Source organism: Streptomyces sp. NPDC020898, from assembly GCF_044333925.1.
Taxonomy (GTDB): Bacteria; Actinomycetota; Actinomycetes; order Streptomycetales; family Streptomycetaceae; genus Streptomyces.
Genome location: NZ_JBIRRV010000013.1, coordinates 43672 through 57408 on the forward strand (window position 1 = coordinate 43672; position 13737 = coordinate 57408).

Here is a 13737-nt window from a genome sequence, read left to right on the forward strand (position 1 = left end):
CCAACGTATCGATGAGCCGAGCGTCCGTACAGACGAGTTCACGCCCATCCCGCACACCACGTCAGCGAAGGGAGGCCCGGGGGATGAAAGCCCGCACCGAGCCTGCCAAGGCGGAGCCCGCCGAAAGACGACGGCCGCCGCTCGTCCGTGAACTCCTCCTGGTCGCAGGGCTGTTCCTCGTCTACAAACTCGGCCGGCAACTGGCGACGGGCCATGTCGCCGAGGCCTTCCAGAACGCGCAGCGCGTCTGGGACTGGGAGCGGGCTCTCCACCTCCCGGGCGAGGGCGCCGTCCAGTCGGCGCTGCTGCACAGCGACACCGCGGTCCACGTCGCGAACACCTACTACGCGACCGTGCACTTCCCGGCCACCGCCGCCTTCCTGATCTGGCTCTACCTGCGGCGCCCCACGCACTACGTCTGGGCCCGCCGGGTGCTGGCCGCGGTCACCGGGGCCGCCCTGGTGATCCACCTCACCTTCCCGCTGGCTCCGCCGCGGCTGCTCGGCACGGCCGGACTCGTCGACACCGGCCAGGTGTACGGGCCGACGGTGTACGGCTCCTCACCCGAGGCCGACACCGTGTCCAACCAGTTCGCGGCCATGCCGTCGCTGCACTTCGGCTGGGCGCTGCTGGTGGCGGTCGGCCTGATCGTCGCGACCCGCTCCCGCTGGCGCTGGCTGTGGCTGCTGCACCCGCTGGTGACGCTGCTGGTGATCGTCGGTACGGCGAACCACTACTGGCTCGACGCGATCGTGGCGTCCGCCCTCCTTGGCATCGCCCTCGCGGTCGTCCATCTGCCGCACCGCACCGAGTCGACGGCCGTCCAGGGCCGGCAGCTCGCCCCGGCCGACGAGCCCGTCCTCGTGGGAGCGGGCCGATGAACACCGCCACCCTCGTCGCGATCGTCCTGTCCCTCTTCTCTGCCATCGCCTACGCCGCCGCGGCCGTCGCCCAGGAGCGGCTCGCCTCCCGCAACGCCGACGCGGGGCTACGGCGGCTGCTGGCCACCGGCGCCTGGTGGGGCTCGGTGCTGCTCAACGCGGGCGCCGCACTGCTGCACGTGGTCGCCCTCAAGTACGGGCCTCTCACCGTGGTGCAGCCGCTGGGCGCGCTCACTCTGGTCGCCGCGGTGCCGCTGGGCGCGCGGGTCGCCGGGCGCCGGGTCAGCGCGGTGGAGTGGCGCGGCACCGCGCTGACGCTGCTGGGGCTGGCGGCGATCCTGGTCACGGCGTCCGGACCGGCGCCGGACGACGTCCTGAGCGTCCAGGAGGCGCTGCTGGTCGCGGGTGCGACGACCGTCCTGATCGGCGTGCTGGCCGCGCCCGGCGCCCGTCCCGGGCTGCGGCACGCGAGCGCGTCCGGCGTCGCGTCCGGCGTGGCCTCGGCGCTCACCCAGACCGTCACGGTCTCGGCGACGGACAGCTCGGGCCCGCTGCTCAGCTGGCAGGTGATCGGGGTGGCGCTGCTGGTCGCGGCGTTCGCCACGGGCGGCCTGGTCCTGTCGCAGACGGCGTACCGGGGAGGGCTGGGCGCTCCGCTGGCCCTGGTGACCCTGGCCAACCCGGTCGCCGCCGCGGTGATCGGCCTCACGCTGCTCGGCGAACGGCTCCAGGGCGGCGCGGCGGGCCTGTTGCTGGCACTGGCGGGCGCGGGGCTCGCGGGCTGGGGTGTGGTGACGCTGTCCCGGTCGACACCGGACCCGGTTGCGGTGTCCGACTCGGTTGCGGTGCCCGCGCCGGTTGCGACGGCGGCGTCTGTTCCGGTGCCTGCGTCTGTTCCGGTGCCTGCGTCTGTTCCGGCTCCGGAGCGCGATTCGGTCCTGGTCTCGGTGCTGGACGACGAGCATCCGGTGGCGTCGGTCCTCGCGCTGGAGGCCCACCCGGCTCCGTACGAGCCGTCGTTGATGCCCCGGCAACCGTTGGAGCCGGGGCACCTCACCTCGCTGTGAACCGACCGGCCCCTGTGAACACGCTGGTGAACAGGGGCTTCAGTCGATCCCTTGTGAACCGACCCGTCAGCCCAGACCCCGCGAGTCCTGCTTCAGCGCCGTGTCGACGGTCAGCGCCGTCGCCACCACGAGGCTCAGCAGGGGCTCGGGCAGCTGGTAGTGGATCTGGAGGACGTAGTTGTCCGCGGTCGTGAACATCGTCTTCGCCAGACCTTCCCAGGTCTTGGTGATACGGGCGACCTCGTTGTCCGCGTGGTCGACGATCGCGAAGTTCCAGGCGCGCCAGTTCTCCGCCTTGATCGCGCCGACCTTCTGACCGCCCGCGTTGATCGCGAAGTTGATCTTCCCGATCATGTTCTGCTGGACGATCTCACCGACCGGCGAACCGTCCGGACGCTGCACGATCACCCGTGACTTCATGAACTTCCGGGGCCTCGTCAGCAACAGCACCGGCTGCCCGTAGGCGTCCCGGATCTCCAGCTTGTGCGTCATGAACTGGTCGATGCTGGCGACGAAGCGAAGGACCTTCTTCAGCGCGCTCTGTCCGACCTGAACGACCGAGCCGAGCTCCCGGCCCGCCTGGTCCATGACCTTGTACTCGTTGGTCAGCTCGATCAGCTTGGCCTTCTGGTTCACCACCAGCACCGGCTCGGTGAACAGCGTGCCGCCGCCGGCCCCGCTCCCCGCGACCCCGGCCTGCTCGTGCACCTGCCGCTGGACACGCGGGTCGGCACCGGCGTCGGACGGCTGTGCCTGCCCGAACCCCTTCTGGGGTTGGCCGAATCCCTGCTGGGGCTGCTGCGGCTGTTGGGGCTGCTGCGGCACCTGCGGCTGCTGGGGCTGCTGCGGCACCTGCGCCTGCTGCTGGTCGGCGTTGGTGTGCTCGGTCCACTGCGAGCCGTCCCAGTAGCGGAGCGTCTGAGGTGCTCCGTGGGGATCCGGGTACCAACCTGCAGGTATGTTCGATTGCGTGGTCACCGGGGCACACTACCGTGACGTGACCGGATGACAACCATGCCCCGGTCAAGCCCCCCGAACCAGCCGAACCCTGCTGGTCAGAGGGCTGCCGACCACCTCGGCCGGCAGCCTCGGCCGCCCCTTCAGCAGGTCACGATCGCCGGATCGCTCACTCCCGCGCGGCCGTTCTCCACATGCCCGGCGAACCGGCGCAGGAACGACGCATCACCGTCGGAGGTGACCGTGAGGTCGTACCAGCGCTTGCTTGCCTTCAGGTCCACCCGGTGCCGCACGGTCGCCCCGGCCCGCACCCTGAACGTGCGCGAGTGTCCCCCGTATCCGCTGCTCAGCGTCAACTCCACTGCTGCGGAGCCCTTGTTGGTGAGAATCAGCTCAAGGTCGTCACCGAGGTGCCGTGCGGTCGCCTCCGGTCCGGCGGCGCCCTGCCCGCGCCCCTTGAAGACGCGCAGGAAGCCGTTCGGGCCGTGCACCGTCAGGTCGTGGGCGTCCTTCGAGTGCGCCGAGTTCCAGGTGTCGGAGACGGTCCTGCCGGCCCCGGTGGTGTAGGTCCACGGACCGTCGGTGCGGTTGCCGGAGGTGACGAGGAAGGCGGCGCCCGCGTGGGCGCCGGAGGCGAAGGCGAGCGTGAACTTTCCGGTCGCGGGGTCGGCCGAACCGTCCACGTACGGGGCGTACTTGAGCGGGCGGGCGGGGCGCAGACCGCGCTCCTGCTTGGGCATGCGCGGGTCGGCCGGCGGAGTGGGCCTGTAGTCGGGGTGACGTTCGCGGTCCTGCGGCTCGTAGCCGTCGGTCTCCGGCAGCGCGACCGGCTTCGCGTCCTTGCGGGAGAAGTCGAAGGCGGCGGTGAGGTCACCGCAGACGGCCCGGCGCCACGGCGAGATGTTGGGCTCGCGCACGCCGAAGCGCTGCTCCATGAACCGGACGATCGACGTGTGGTCCAGGGTCTCGGAGCAGACGTAGCCGCCCTTGCTCCACGGCGAGACGACCACCATGGGCACCCGCGGGCCGAGACCGTACGGGCCGGCCACGCGGTTGGCGTCGCCCTGGTAGAGGTCCGGTTCCACATCCACCGTCGACTTGCCCTGCGCAGGCGACTTCGGCGGGAGCGGCGGTACGAGGTGGTCGAAGAAGCCGTCGTTCTCGTCGTACGTGATGAACAGCGCCGTCTTCGCCCAGACCTCGGGGTTGGCGGTGAGCGCGTCCAGTACCTGCGAGATGTACCAGGCGCCGTAGTTCGAGGGCCAGTTGGAGTGCTCGGAGAAGGCCTCGGGGGCGGTGATCCAGGAGATCTGCGGGAGCGTGCCCGCCGTGACGTCGGCCTTCAGCCGGTCGAAGTAGCCGTCGCCGTTCTTCACGTCCGTGCCGGTGCGGGCCTTGTCGTACCAGGGGTCGCCGGGCTTGGCGTTCCTGTACTTGTTGAAGTAGAGCAGGGAGTTGTCGCCGTAGTTGCCGCGGTAGGCGTCCTGGATCCAGCCCCAGGAGCCGGCCGCGTCCAGGCCGTCACCGATGTCCTGGTAGATCTTCCAGGAGATCCCGGCCTGCTCCAGACGCTCGGGGTAGGTGGTCCAGTCGTAGCCGACCTCGTCGTTGCCGAGGACCGGACCGCCGCCCTTGCCGTCGTTGCCGGTGTAACCCGTCCACATGTAGTAGCGGTTCGGGTCGGTGGAGCCGATGAAGGAGCAGTGGTACGCGTCGCAGACAGTGAACCTGTCGGCGAGCGCGTAGTGGAACGGGATGTCCTCGCGGGTCAGATACGCCATGGTCGTGGCGCCCTTCGCGGGAACCCACTTGTCGTACTTGCCCCCGTTGTAGGCGATGTGCCCGTCGGGCCACGAGTGCGGCAGGCCCTCCAGGAACTCCATACCGAGGTCGTCGGCCTCCGGGTGGAAGGGCAGCAGTTCCTTGGTGCCGTCCGACTGGTGCCAGACCGACTTGCCGCTGTCCAGGGTGACCGGATGCGGGTCCCCGAAGCCCCGGACGCCGCGCAGTGAACCGAAGTAGTGGTCGAAGGACCGGTTCTCCTGCATGAGGACGACGATGTGCTCGACATCCTCGATCGTCCCGGTGCGGTGGTGCGCGGGGAGGGCGGCGGCGCGCTCGATGCTGCTGGACAGCGCGGTGAACGCCGTGGTCGCGCCCGCGAGTTGGAGGAATCGGCGCCGGTTGACTTCGGGCATGGGGGAAGGGCCTCTCGTCCTGATGACAGCAATGAGCGGAACGTGACGGAATGCGCGCGCCTGGAGTTTCCCAGGGGCGCAGAACGGCACGGAAGGGTCCGATGGCGCCCGCGTGAAGGTCGTCGGTACGCGAGAAGGCGGGCAGGCCAAGGCCGGCCCAAGAAACCTCTGAGAACGCCTTCGATGTCGGCCAAACGCACATGCCACCCCACATCCCCATACTCCGAGTGCATGCGATGCCGAATGAGTCCTGACCCTTGCATCTGCGGCAGTATCATCAGCTCGGAAGAGGTTCTGGAGAAACAAAGGGAGCAGCCCCGTGATGACCCGTTCCGCGCGCCGGACTCGTCGGAGCCTTCGGACGGCCGGCGCGAGCACCGCCGCGCTGCTGGCCCTGAGCGCCTGCTCCTCCGCCGACGACCCGGCGTCGTCATCGGCGTCCTCCTCCCCGACCGTGTCCGGCGCGGTGACCGTGTTCGCCGCCGCCTCGCTCAAGGAGAGCTTCACGACGCTGGGCGAGGCGTTCGAGAAGAAGTACCCCGGCACGAAGGTCACCTTCAGCTTCGGCGGCAGCGACTCCCTCGCCGCGAGCATCACCGGCGGCGCCCCCGCCGACGTCTTCGCCTCCGCCAGCCCCAAGACGATGGCGATCGTGACCGACGCGAAGGACGCCGCCACGACCCCGGCCACCTTCGTGCGGAACCAGCTGGAGATCGCCACCCTGCCGGGCAACCCGGACAGGATCGCCTCGCTCAAGGACCTCACCAGGTCGGGGCTCAAGGTGGTCCTGTGCGACAAGGAGGTGCCGTGCGGGGCCGCCGCACAGAAGGCCCTCGACGCGAGCGGGCTGAAGCTCACCCCCGTCTCCTACGAGCAGGACGTCAAGGGCGCCCTGACGAAGGTGGAGCTGAAGGAGGCCGACGCGGCCGTCGTCTACAAGACCGATGTGAACGCCGCGGGTGACAAGGTGGAGGGCGTGGACTTCCCCGAGTCGGCCGAGGCCGTCAACGACTATCCGATCGTCCTGCTCAAGGACGCCCCCAACGCCGTGGCGGCGAAGGCGTTCATCGAGCTGGTCCGGTCCCCCGACGGCCAGAAGGTCCTGACCGGGGCCGGATTCCTCAAGCCGTGACCGGGCCCGACAAATCCGGTGCCACGGCCGGCACCCGGGCCGGTGGGCAGCGGCGCGGGCCCGTCCGAGGCCGCGGTGCCGGAGTCCCGGTTCCGCTTCTCGTCCCCGCGCTCGTGGGCCTGGTGTTCCTGCTGCTGCCCCTGGTCGCGCTGCTCGTACGGACCCCGTGGCGCAGTCTCCCCGAGCAGCTGACCAGCCCGGAGGTCTGGCAGGCCCTGCAACTGTCGCTGCTCTGCGCCACCGCGGCGACGGCGGTGAGCCTGGTGCTGGGCGTCCCGCTGGCCTGGGTACTGGCCCGCGCCGAGTTCCCCGGACGCGGCCTCGTACGGGCCCTGGTGACGCTGCCGCTGGTGCTGCCGCCGGTCGTCGGTGGTGTGGCGCTGCTCCTCGCCCTCGGGCGCAACGGGGTCGTCGGGCAGTGGCTGGACGCGTGGTTCGGGATCACGCTGCCGTTCACCACCGCCGGGGTCGTGGTCGCGGAGGCGTTCGTGGCGATGCCGTTCCTCGTCATCACCGTGGAGGGCACCCTGCGGGCCGCCGACCCACGCTACGAGGAGGCCGCCATGACACTGGGCGCCTCCCGTTTCACCGCGTTCCGCCGGGTCACGCTGCCGTTGATCGCCCCGGGCGTCGCGGCCGGCGCGGTCCTGGCCTGGGCACGGGCGCTGGGCGAGTTCGGGGCCACGATCACCTTCGCCGGCAACTTTCCCGGCCGTACGCAGACGATGCCCCTGGCGGTGTACCTGGCCCTCCAGAGCGATCCGGCCGCCGCGATCGCCCTGAGCCTGGTTCTGCTCGCCGTCTCGATCGCGGTCCTGGCCGGGCTGCGCGACCGCTGGATGACCCCATCATGACCTCCATGGACGAAACGATGCCCGGCGTCCCGGCCCGCGATGCCCCCGGCGGCGCCCCGGGCCTCGACGCCCGCGTCGTCGTCGACCGGGGCTCCTTCCGGCTCGACGTCACGCTGACGGCGGCGCCCGGTGACGTCGTGGCGCTGCTGGGCCCCAACGGCGCCGGCAAGACCACCGCGCTGCGTGCGCTGGCGGGGCTCACCCCGCTCGACGGCGGCCATCTGCGGCTGGACGGTGCGGAGTTGGACCGTACGCCGCCCGAGTCCCGCCCGGTCGGCGTCGTCTTCCAGGACTACCTGCTCTTCCCTCACCTCACCGCCCTCGACAACGTCGCCTTCGGGCCGCGCTGCCAGGGGGCGACCAGAGCGGAGGCCCGGGCGACGGCCGCCGGGTGGCTGGAGCGCATGGGGCTCACCGAGCAGGCGGGCGCCAGACCGCGCAGGCTCTCCGGTGGCCAGGCCCAGCGCGTCGCCCTCGCCCGTGCTCTGGCGACGCGCCCGCGGCTGCTGCTCCTCGACGAGCCGCTCGCGGCGCTGGACGCGCGTACCCGCCTCGATGTCCGCGCCCAACTCCGGCGCCACCTCGCCGACTTCGAGGCTGTCGCCGTACTGGTCACGCACGATCCGCTGGACGCGATGGTGCTCGCGGACCGGCTGGTGGTCGTCGAGCACGGCCGGGTCGTCCAGGAGGGGACGCCCCAGGACATCGCCCGCCACCCGCGTACCGACTACATCGCCCAGCTCGTCGGCCTCAACCTCTACCCGGGCCGGGCGCAGGGCCACACCGTCGCGCTGGACACCGGACCGGCGATCACCACCACCGAGGACCTCACCGGCCCGGTCTTCGTCGCCTTCCCGCCCAGCGCCGTGACCCTCCACCGCGACCGTCCCACCGGCTCCAGTGCCCGCAACCTGTGGCGGTGCGAAATCGCCGGGCTGGAGACCCACGGCGACCAGATCCGCGCGAACCTCACCGGCGAGCTTCCCCTCGCCGCCGACCTCACCACCGTCGCCGCGGCCGAACTCGACCTCCACCCGGGCGCCGAGGTCTGGGCGACCGTCAAAGCGGCCCAGACCCACGCCTACCCGGCCTGACCCGGAGACCCGCGGGCTAGGACAGGTCCTAGCCCGCGAAGGCCGCGGCCATCCGCAGCCAGGGCGCCGCCTCGTCGCGGCGCCCCTGGCGTTCCAGGGTGCGGCCAGCATCAGGCAGGCGTAGTGCTCCACCGGATCGCGGTCGATGACCTGACGCAACTGCTCCTCGGCGCACCGCAGTTGGGCCGAGTGGTAGGAGAGCGCGGGCCAGCAGCAGCCGGGGGCCGGTCTGCTCCGGGACCTCCTCGACGACGGCGGCGAGGAGACGGGCGGCGCCGATGTGGTCCCGGGCCTCGAAGAGCAGTTGGGCCCTCTCCCGGCGTTCGAGGACGCTCTCCTGGTGCGGCACGCCGACGTCGTTGTCGAACAGGTGCAGGGCACTGGCCCAGCGGTCGGGCGCGACTCCCTCCTACGCCGGGTAGTTGTTGAGCTCGCCGAAGTTGTCGAGGTTGTCGACGTTGCCGGTCATCGGTCCTTCCTTCCTGCCGACTCCTGCGTGCGGCCGGGGCCGCGGGCGGACAGCAGCGAGGCATGGGTGGGGGCGTCGGGCACATCGGCCGGCCGGCCGACGGCGAACTCCTTGCGCAGCACCGGGACCACTTCCGCGCCGAGCATGTCGATCTGCTCCAGCGCCGTCTTGAGCGGGACTCCGCCGCCGTCCACGATGAACAACTGGCGCTGATAGTCGCCGGCGTACTCGCGGAAGGTGAGTGTCTTCTCGATGACCTGTTCCGGGGTACCGACGGTCAGCGGGGTCTGCTCCATGTACTCCTCCATGGGCATCCCGCCGCCCATCACGGGTGAGCGGTCGAAGACCGGGCGGAACTCACGTATCGCGTCCTGGGAGTTGCGGCGCATGTACACGTGGCCTCCGAGGCCGACGATCGCCTGCTCGGCTCTGCCGTGCCCGTAGTGCGCGTACCGCTCCCGGTACAGGTCGATCATCTTCCTGGTGTGCTCCTTCGGCCAGAAGATGTTGTTGTGGAAGAAGCCGTCGCCGTAGTGAGCGGCCTGTTCGGCGATCTCCGGGGAGCGGATGGACCCGTGCCAGACGAACGGCGGTACGCCGTCCAGCGGCCGCGGGGTGGAGGTGAACCCCTGCAGCGACGTACGGAACTTCCCCTCCCAGTCCACGGCGTCCTCGCGCCACAGCCGCCGCAGCAGGGCGTAGTTCTCGACGGCGAGGCCGATCCCGTCGCGGATGTCCTTGCCGAACCACGGATAGACGGGGCCGGTGTTGCCGCGGCCCATCATCAGGTCCACCCGGCCGTCGGCCAGATGCTGGAGCATCGCGTAGTCCTCGGCGATCTTCACCGGGTCGTTCGTGGTGATCAGCGTGGTGGAGGTGGAGAGAACGATCCGCTCCGTGCGCGCGGCGATCCAGCCCAGCATCGTGGTCGGGGACGACGGCACGAACGGCCGGTTGTGGTGCTCGCCGGTCGCGAAGACGTCCAGGCCCACCTCCTCGGCCTTCTGCGCGATGGCGACCATCGCCTTGATCCGCTCATGCTCGGTCGGCGTACGGCCCGTGGCCGGGTCCGTGGCGACATCACCGACGGTGAAGATGCCGAACTGCATCGTGATCAGCCTTTCATTCTGTTGATACATCAACCAAAGCGCTACAACGCGCCCCACCGCATCCACATTCCGGCTGCACCCGGCAAGCCCGCCCGCGATCGGCGGACTATTTAGTTGACACATCACTTCAGCTTCTCTATGTTCCTGGATGTCGAACCGTTGACGCAACAACCAAGAGGTCACGACCCTCGCCGGGGCACGGGCCACACCGGAAGGAACCACCCCCCATGTACATCACCGCTGCGGTCCTCAGCGTGCTGCTCGCCTTTGTGACGCTGGCCGCCGGCGTGCCGAAGGCACTGCTGAAGGGTGACGTGTCCGCGGGGCTCCAGTCCCACATGGGCCTGAGCGCCGGGCTGGTCCGCTTCGTGGGAGTGGCCGAGGTCGCCGCGTCCGTGGGCCTGGTCGTGGGGCTCTTCTGGCAGCCTCTGGGCATCGCCGCCGCCGTCGGCTTCGGGATCACGATGATCGGCGCGGTGGGCTACCACACCAAGGCCGGCGACTACGCCGACCCCGCCACGCGCGGAAACGCCATGGCCCCCATCATTCTCGCGCTGGTCTCCGCGGCGACCGCCGTCACCCTCGTCCTGGCCATGTGAGCCCGACCCCGGAAGCGCGGCGCGACCTGTCCTGCCCTGACTGTTCCGCGCCGCGCTTCCGGCCCTTCGGCAGATCCACGCTCGGGGATGCTCTCAGCCCAGCACCACCACGTACTTGCCCGGCGTCACACCGGCTTCCAGGTCGGTCTGGGCCTCGCCGACGGACTCAAGTCCCTGGTACACCTTCGCCACGCTGACCTTGAGACAGCCTTCGGCGATGGCGCGCAGCTGGTGGTCGAACACGTCGGCCGGCAGGTCGGAGGCGGCGCCGCCGTAGGCCGTCAGCCGCACTCCGTTCGGGATGTGGCCGAGAGGGCTGAAGTCCCGGATGGTCCACGCGTCCGACAGTGCGCCGGTGAAGCAGACGGTGCCGTGGACGCGGACCGACCGCAGGGTGTCGTGCAGGGCCTGGGAGCCGACCAGTTCCAGCGCGGCGTCGACGCCGTCCGGGAAGATCTCCCGCACGGTCCGGGCGATCTCGCCGTCGTCGACGATCGGGTGGTCGACGCCGACGTCGCGCAGCGTCTCCCTGCGTTCGGGGCGGCGGGTCGTGGAGAGCACGGTGGCACCCAGGTCCTTCGCCATGGCGGCGGCGGTCAGCCCGACCGTCGACGTGCCGCCGCGGATCAGCAGCGTCTGCCCAGGGCGCAGGTCGAGTCCGGTGCTGAGGGAGCCGTAGGCGGTCTGGGTCATCTCCGGCAGCGCCCCGAGGATCTCCCACGGCAGGTCGGACTCGAACGGGATCACCTGGCCCACCGGGACCACGGTGTACTGCGCATACGCCCCGTCGAACGAGCGGCCCATTCCGCCCATCATGGTGGCCACCTGCAGGCCGGGGCGCAGGCCGCTGCCGGCGGGCGCTTCGTCGACGACGCCGACGCATTCGATGCCCGGCACGCGCGGCAGCGTCACGTCGGGGCTGGACAGGCCTTTGCGTGTGGTGACCTCGGATTCGTTGACCCCGAAGGCCTTGACCCTGATACGTACCCATCCGGGCCGGACCTTGGGCAAGGGCACGTCCTTGACGACGAGTTTCTCGATACCGCCGGGCTCGGCGACCACGATGGCCCGCATTGTTCCTGCCATGGCGACTCCTTGTTCGTACGGGTGTCTGTGCGCGGGTCTGCAGTTGTCAGTCGGCGGAGTCGGAGTTGGGGTCGGAGTCGGGGCGTTGCCCGCGCAGGGCCGACCACCGGTCCAGTCGGCGGCGGATGTGCTCCTCGTAGCCGCTTCCGGTGGGGTGGTAGAAGGTCTCGCGGTCCATGCCCTCGGGGAAGTAGTCGGCGCCGGAGAACCCTTCCGGGCTGTCCGGGTCGTACTGGTAGCCCTCGCCGTAACCGATGTTCTTCATGAGCCGGGTGGGTGCGTTGAGGATGTGCAGCGGAGGCATCAGGGAGCCGGTCCGGCGGGCGCGCTGCTGTGCGGCGCCGAACGCCCGGTAGACCGCGATGGACTTGGGCGCGGTCGCCAGGTGGACCACGGCCTGCGCGATGGCCAGTTCACCTTCGGGTGAGCCGAGACGCTCGTACACGTCCCAGGCCGCCAGGGCCTGTTGTACCGCCTGGGGATCGGCTGTTCCGATGTCCTCGTTGGCGAAGCGTACGAGCCTGCGGGCGATGTACAGGGGGTCCTCGCCGCCGTCGAGCATGCGGGCGAGCCAGTACAGGGCCGCGTCGGGGTCGGAACCGCGCATGGACTTGTGCAGCGCCGATATCAGGTTGTAGTGGCCCTCCTGGGCCTTGTCGTACAGCGGAGCCCGCCGCTGGATCTGCCGGGCGAGACCGGAGGTGTCCAGCGGCGGTGTGCCCTCGGGCAGCGCCTGGAGCTGCTCGGCCATGTTGAGCAGGAACCGGCCGTCGCCGTCCGCCATGGCCATCAGGGCCAGACGGGCCTCGTCGTCCAGCGGCAGTTCGCGCCCGGTCAGCTGCTCGGCGCGTGCGATCAGGGTGTCCAGGGCCGTGTCGTCGAGGCGTTTGAGGACGAAGACCCGGCAGCGGGAGAGCAGTGCCCCGTTCAGCTCGAAGCTGGGATTCTCGGTGGTGGCCCCGACGAGGGTGACCGTGCCGTCCTCCACGTAGGGCAGGAAGCTGTCCTGCTGGGCGCGGTTGAACCGGTGGACCTCGTCGACGAACAGCAGCGTTCCCTGGCCGATCCCGCGCCTGCGCCGGGCCGCCTCGAAGACCTTCCTCAGGTCGGCGACACCGGAGAACGTGGCCGACAGCGGCTCGAAGGCCAGCTCGGTCCGCTGCGCCAGGAGCCGGGCGATGGTGGTCTTCCCGCATCCGGGCGGCCCCCACAGGATCGCCGACACCAGCCGCCCCTGCTCCACCATGCGCCCGAGGGGAGCGTCGGATGCCAGCAGGTGTTCCTGCCCGACGACGTCCTCCAGGGTGCGCGGCCGCAGCCGGTCGGCCAGCGGGCGCTGCGTTTGCTCGTCGAACAGGGGGAGCGCTTGTGCTTCGTGCTTCATGGACGGGTCCTTGGCTCCGGGCCGCGCGCGGTGGATGTGGCGAGCGGCCGGGTGTTCGTCAGTCGGTGACGCCGCCGTGGGCGATGACCTTGGTGGGGTGCAGGCGGACGACCAGTTCGCCGGGGACCGCGTTGCGCCTGCCGAACTCCTCGGCCTTGTCCGCGCCCATGTACCGGGCACCGGCCCTGGTGGCGACGTCGAGGAGTTCGTCGAGGTCCTCGCTGAGCGTCACCTCGCCGCGCGCTTCGACGTAGGCGAACGGAGGCGCGTCGTCGGCGACGCAGAGGGAGGCACGGGGATTGCGCCGCAGGTTGCGGGCCTTGGCCGTCGCGCCACCCGTGGTGAACAGGAAGGCCTCGCCGTCGAAGACGTACCAGACGGGGGTGATGTTCGGCGTGCCGCCCGCCCCGACGGTGGCGAACCGTCCGGTGGGCGCGCCGAGGGTGACGAAGGCGTGCCATTCTTCGGTCGACATGCGGTGCATGGGCGGTCCTTGTCCGTGGTCGGTTGGTTGTCCGGTCGGCTGCCGGCTGCCGGCTGCCGGTCATCCGGGACGGCGGTTGTACGGAACCGTCTCCAGGACGAGGTGGTAGGAGTGGTCGACGAGTTCGGCGACCAGGCCGGCGGTGACACCCCGGCCGGCTCCTACGGAGATCCAGTGCCGCTTGTCGAGATAGCGGCCCGGGGTGAGAGACGGGTACTGGCCCTGCAGCAGCCGCCCGTACTCCGGTTCCGCCTTGACGGTGACGATGAGTTCGTCCGGGTCGTCGGTGACGATCAGGAAGACCTTGCCCCCCACCTTGTAGACGTCCAACTGCTCGGTGAACGGGCGCCCGTGGCCGACCCCCGGCAGCGCGAGTGCCGTCTCGCGCGCGGTGTCCTGGAGCTTCTCGCCGCTGAAGGGCAT

13 protein-coding genes and 1 pseudogene are annotated in these 13737 nt (G+C 70.5%); 6 read left to right on the forward strand and 8 right to left on the reverse strand.

Going from position 1 to position 13737, the window contains the following annotated elements:
• The first annotated feature begins 83 nt into the window (after positions 1 to 83).
• Positions 84 to 881: a phosphatase PAP2 family protein gene (locus tag ACH4TV_RS33190; protein ID WP_398404686.1), complete on the forward strand. Its 798-nt coding sequence runs from the start codon at positions 84 to 86 to the stop codon at positions 879 to 881.
• A complete protein-coding gene (locus tag ACH4TV_RS33195; protein WP_398404688.1) occupies positions 878 to 1948 on the forward strand; it encodes a hypothetical protein in 1071 nt (356 codons plus the stop codon). Before ACH4TV_RS33190 ends, ACH4TV_RS33195 begins: the two co-directional genes overlap by 4 nt.
• Before the next feature lie 66 nt (positions 1949 to 2014).
• On the opposite strand, the gene ACH4TV_RS33200 is transcribed toward ACH4TV_RS33195, so the two are convergent.
• Both ACH4TV_RS33200 and ACH4TV_RS33205 read right to left on the reverse strand, forming a co-directional pair.
• Complete coding sequence (locus ACH4TV_RS33200) at positions 2015 to 2926, reverse strand: phospholipid scramblase-related protein (RefSeq protein ID WP_398404689.1); 912 nt, start codon at positions 2924 to 2926, stop codon at positions 2015 to 2017.
• Positions 2927 to 3048: 122 nt separating this feature from the next.
• The gene (locus ACH4TV_RS33205) at positions 3049 to 5103 is read right to left on the reverse strand and encodes a phosphocholine-specific phospholipase C (RefSeq protein WP_398404691.1); all 2055 of its coding nucleotides are present in this window, start codon (positions 5101 to 5103) and stop codon (positions 3049 to 3051) included.
• A 322-nt stretch (positions 5104 to 5425) separates the two neighbouring features.
• Between ACH4TV_RS33205 and modA the strand changes: the two genes are divergently transcribed.
• From modA to ACH4TV_RS33220, 3 genes are read left to right on the forward strand one after another with little or no spacing between them, the layout of a single operon-like run.
• Positions 5426 to 6235: a molybdate ABC transporter substrate-binding protein gene (gene modA, locus ACH4TV_RS33210; RefSeq protein ID WP_398404693.1), complete on the forward strand. Its 810-nt coding sequence runs from the start codon at positions 5426 to 5428 to the stop codon at positions 6233 to 6235.
• Positions 6232 to 7089: an ABC transporter permease gene (locus ACH4TV_RS33215; protein ID WP_398404695.1), complete on the forward strand. Its 858-nt coding sequence runs from the start codon at positions 6232 to 6234 to the stop codon at positions 7087 to 7089. Before modA ends, ACH4TV_RS33215 begins: the two co-directional genes overlap by 4 nt.
• Positions 7086 to 8183, forward strand: a complete 1098-nt coding sequence (locus tag ACH4TV_RS33220) for an ABC transporter ATP-binding protein (protein ID WP_398404697.1) — start codon at positions 7086 to 7088, stop codon at positions 8181 to 8183. The genes ACH4TV_RS33215 and ACH4TV_RS33220 overlap by 4 nt, the downstream gene beginning before the upstream one ends.
• A gap of 28 nt (positions 8184 to 8211) precedes the next feature.
• Here ACH4TV_RS33220 and ACH4TV_RS33225 read toward each other — a convergent pair.
• A pseudogene (locus tag ACH4TV_RS33225) lies at positions 8212 to 8553 on the reverse strand (tetratricopeptide repeat protein).
• Between the two features lie 95 nt (positions 8554 to 8648).
• Complete coding sequence (locus ACH4TV_RS33230; RefSeq protein WP_398404699.1) at positions 8649 to 9761, reverse strand: LLM class flavin-dependent oxidoreductase; 1113 nt, start codon at positions 9759 to 9761, stop codon at positions 8649 to 8651.
• 227 nt (positions 9762 to 9988) lie between these two features.
• On the opposite strand from ACH4TV_RS33230, the gene ACH4TV_RS33235 reads away from it, so the two are divergent.
• Complete coding sequence (locus tag ACH4TV_RS33235; RefSeq protein WP_398404701.1) at positions 9989 to 10360, forward strand: DoxX family protein; 372 nt, start codon at positions 9989 to 9991, stop codon at positions 10358 to 10360.
• A gap of 93 nt (positions 10361 to 10453) precedes the next feature.
• On the opposite strand, the gene ACH4TV_RS33240 is transcribed toward ACH4TV_RS33235, so the two are convergent.
• The 4 genes from ACH4TV_RS33240 to ACH4TV_RS33255 are packed head-to-tail and all read right to left on the reverse strand — an operon-like array spanning position 10454 to position 13737.
• Complete coding sequence (locus tag ACH4TV_RS33240) at positions 10454 to 11446, reverse strand: zinc-binding dehydrogenase (RefSeq protein ID WP_398404703.1); 993 nt, start codon at positions 11444 to 11446, stop codon at positions 10454 to 10456.
• Between the two features lie 46 nt (positions 11447 to 11492).
• Positions 11493 to 12830 (reverse strand): replication-associated recombination protein A, encoded by a 1338-nt coding sequence (locus ACH4TV_RS33245; protein WP_398404705.1) that lies wholly within the window; start codon positions 12828 to 12830, stop codon positions 11493 to 11495.
• A 58-nt stretch (positions 12831 to 12888) separates the two neighbouring features.
• Positions 12889 to 13314, reverse strand: coding sequence for a PPOX class F420-dependent oxidoreductase (locus ACH4TV_RS33250; protein ID WP_398404707.1), 426 nt, complete (start codon positions 13312 to 13314; stop codon positions 12889 to 12891).
• Between the two features lie 60 nt (positions 13315 to 13374).
• Positions 13375 to 13737 (reverse strand): MmcQ/YjbR family DNA-binding protein, encoded by a 363-nt coding sequence (locus ACH4TV_RS33255; RefSeq protein ID WP_398404709.1) that lies wholly within the window; start codon positions 13735 to 13737, stop codon positions 13375 to 13377.

What these genes read in the sequence shown, in the direction of transcription:
- ACH4TV_RS33190 (WP_398404686.1), top strand. Translation starts at nt 84, where the DNA reads ATGAAAGCCCGCACCGAGCCTGCCAAGGCGGAGCCCGCCGAAAGACGA.
- ACH4TV_RS33195 (WP_398404688.1), top strand. Translation starts at nt 878, where the DNA reads ATGAACACCGCCACCCTCGTCGCGATCGTCCTGTCCCTCTTCTCTGCC.
- ACH4TV_RS33205 (WP_398404691.1), bottom strand. Translation starts at nt 5,103, where the DNA reads ATGCCCGAAGTCAACCGGCGCCGATTCCTCCAACTCGCGGGCGCGACC.
- modA (WP_398404693.1), top strand. Translation starts at nt 5,426, where the DNA reads ATGACCCGTTCCGCGCGCCGGACTCGTCGGAGCCTTCGGACGGCCGGC.
- ACH4TV_RS33220 (WP_398404697.1), top strand. Translation starts at nt 7,086, where the DNA reads ATGACCTCCATGGACGAAACGATGCCCGGCGTCCCGGCCCGCGATGCC.
- ACH4TV_RS33230 (WP_398404699.1), bottom strand. Translation starts at nt 9,761, where the DNA reads ATGCAGTTCGGCATCTTCACCGTCGGTGATGTCGCCACGGACCCGGCC.
- ACH4TV_RS33235 (WP_398404701.1), top strand. Translation starts at nt 9,989, where the DNA reads ATGTACATCACCGCTGCGGTCCTCAGCGTGCTGCTCGCCTTTGTGACG.
- ACH4TV_RS33240 (WP_398404703.1), bottom strand. Translation starts at nt 11,446, where the DNA reads ATGGCAGGAACAATGCGGGCCATCGTGGTCGCCGAGCCCGGCGGTATC.
- ACH4TV_RS33245 (WP_398404705.1), bottom strand. Translation starts at nt 12,830, where the DNA reads ATGAAGCACGAAGCACAAGCGCTCCCCCTGTTCGACGAGCAAACGCAG.
- ACH4TV_RS33250 (WP_398404707.1), bottom strand. Translation starts at nt 13,314, where the DNA reads ATGCACCGCATGTCGACCGAAGAATGGCACGCCTTCGTCACCCTCGGC.
- ACH4TV_RS33255 (WP_398404709.1), bottom strand. Translation starts at nt 13,737, where the DNA reads ATGCCCTTCAGCGGCGAGAAGCTCCAGGACACCGCGCGCGAGACGGCA.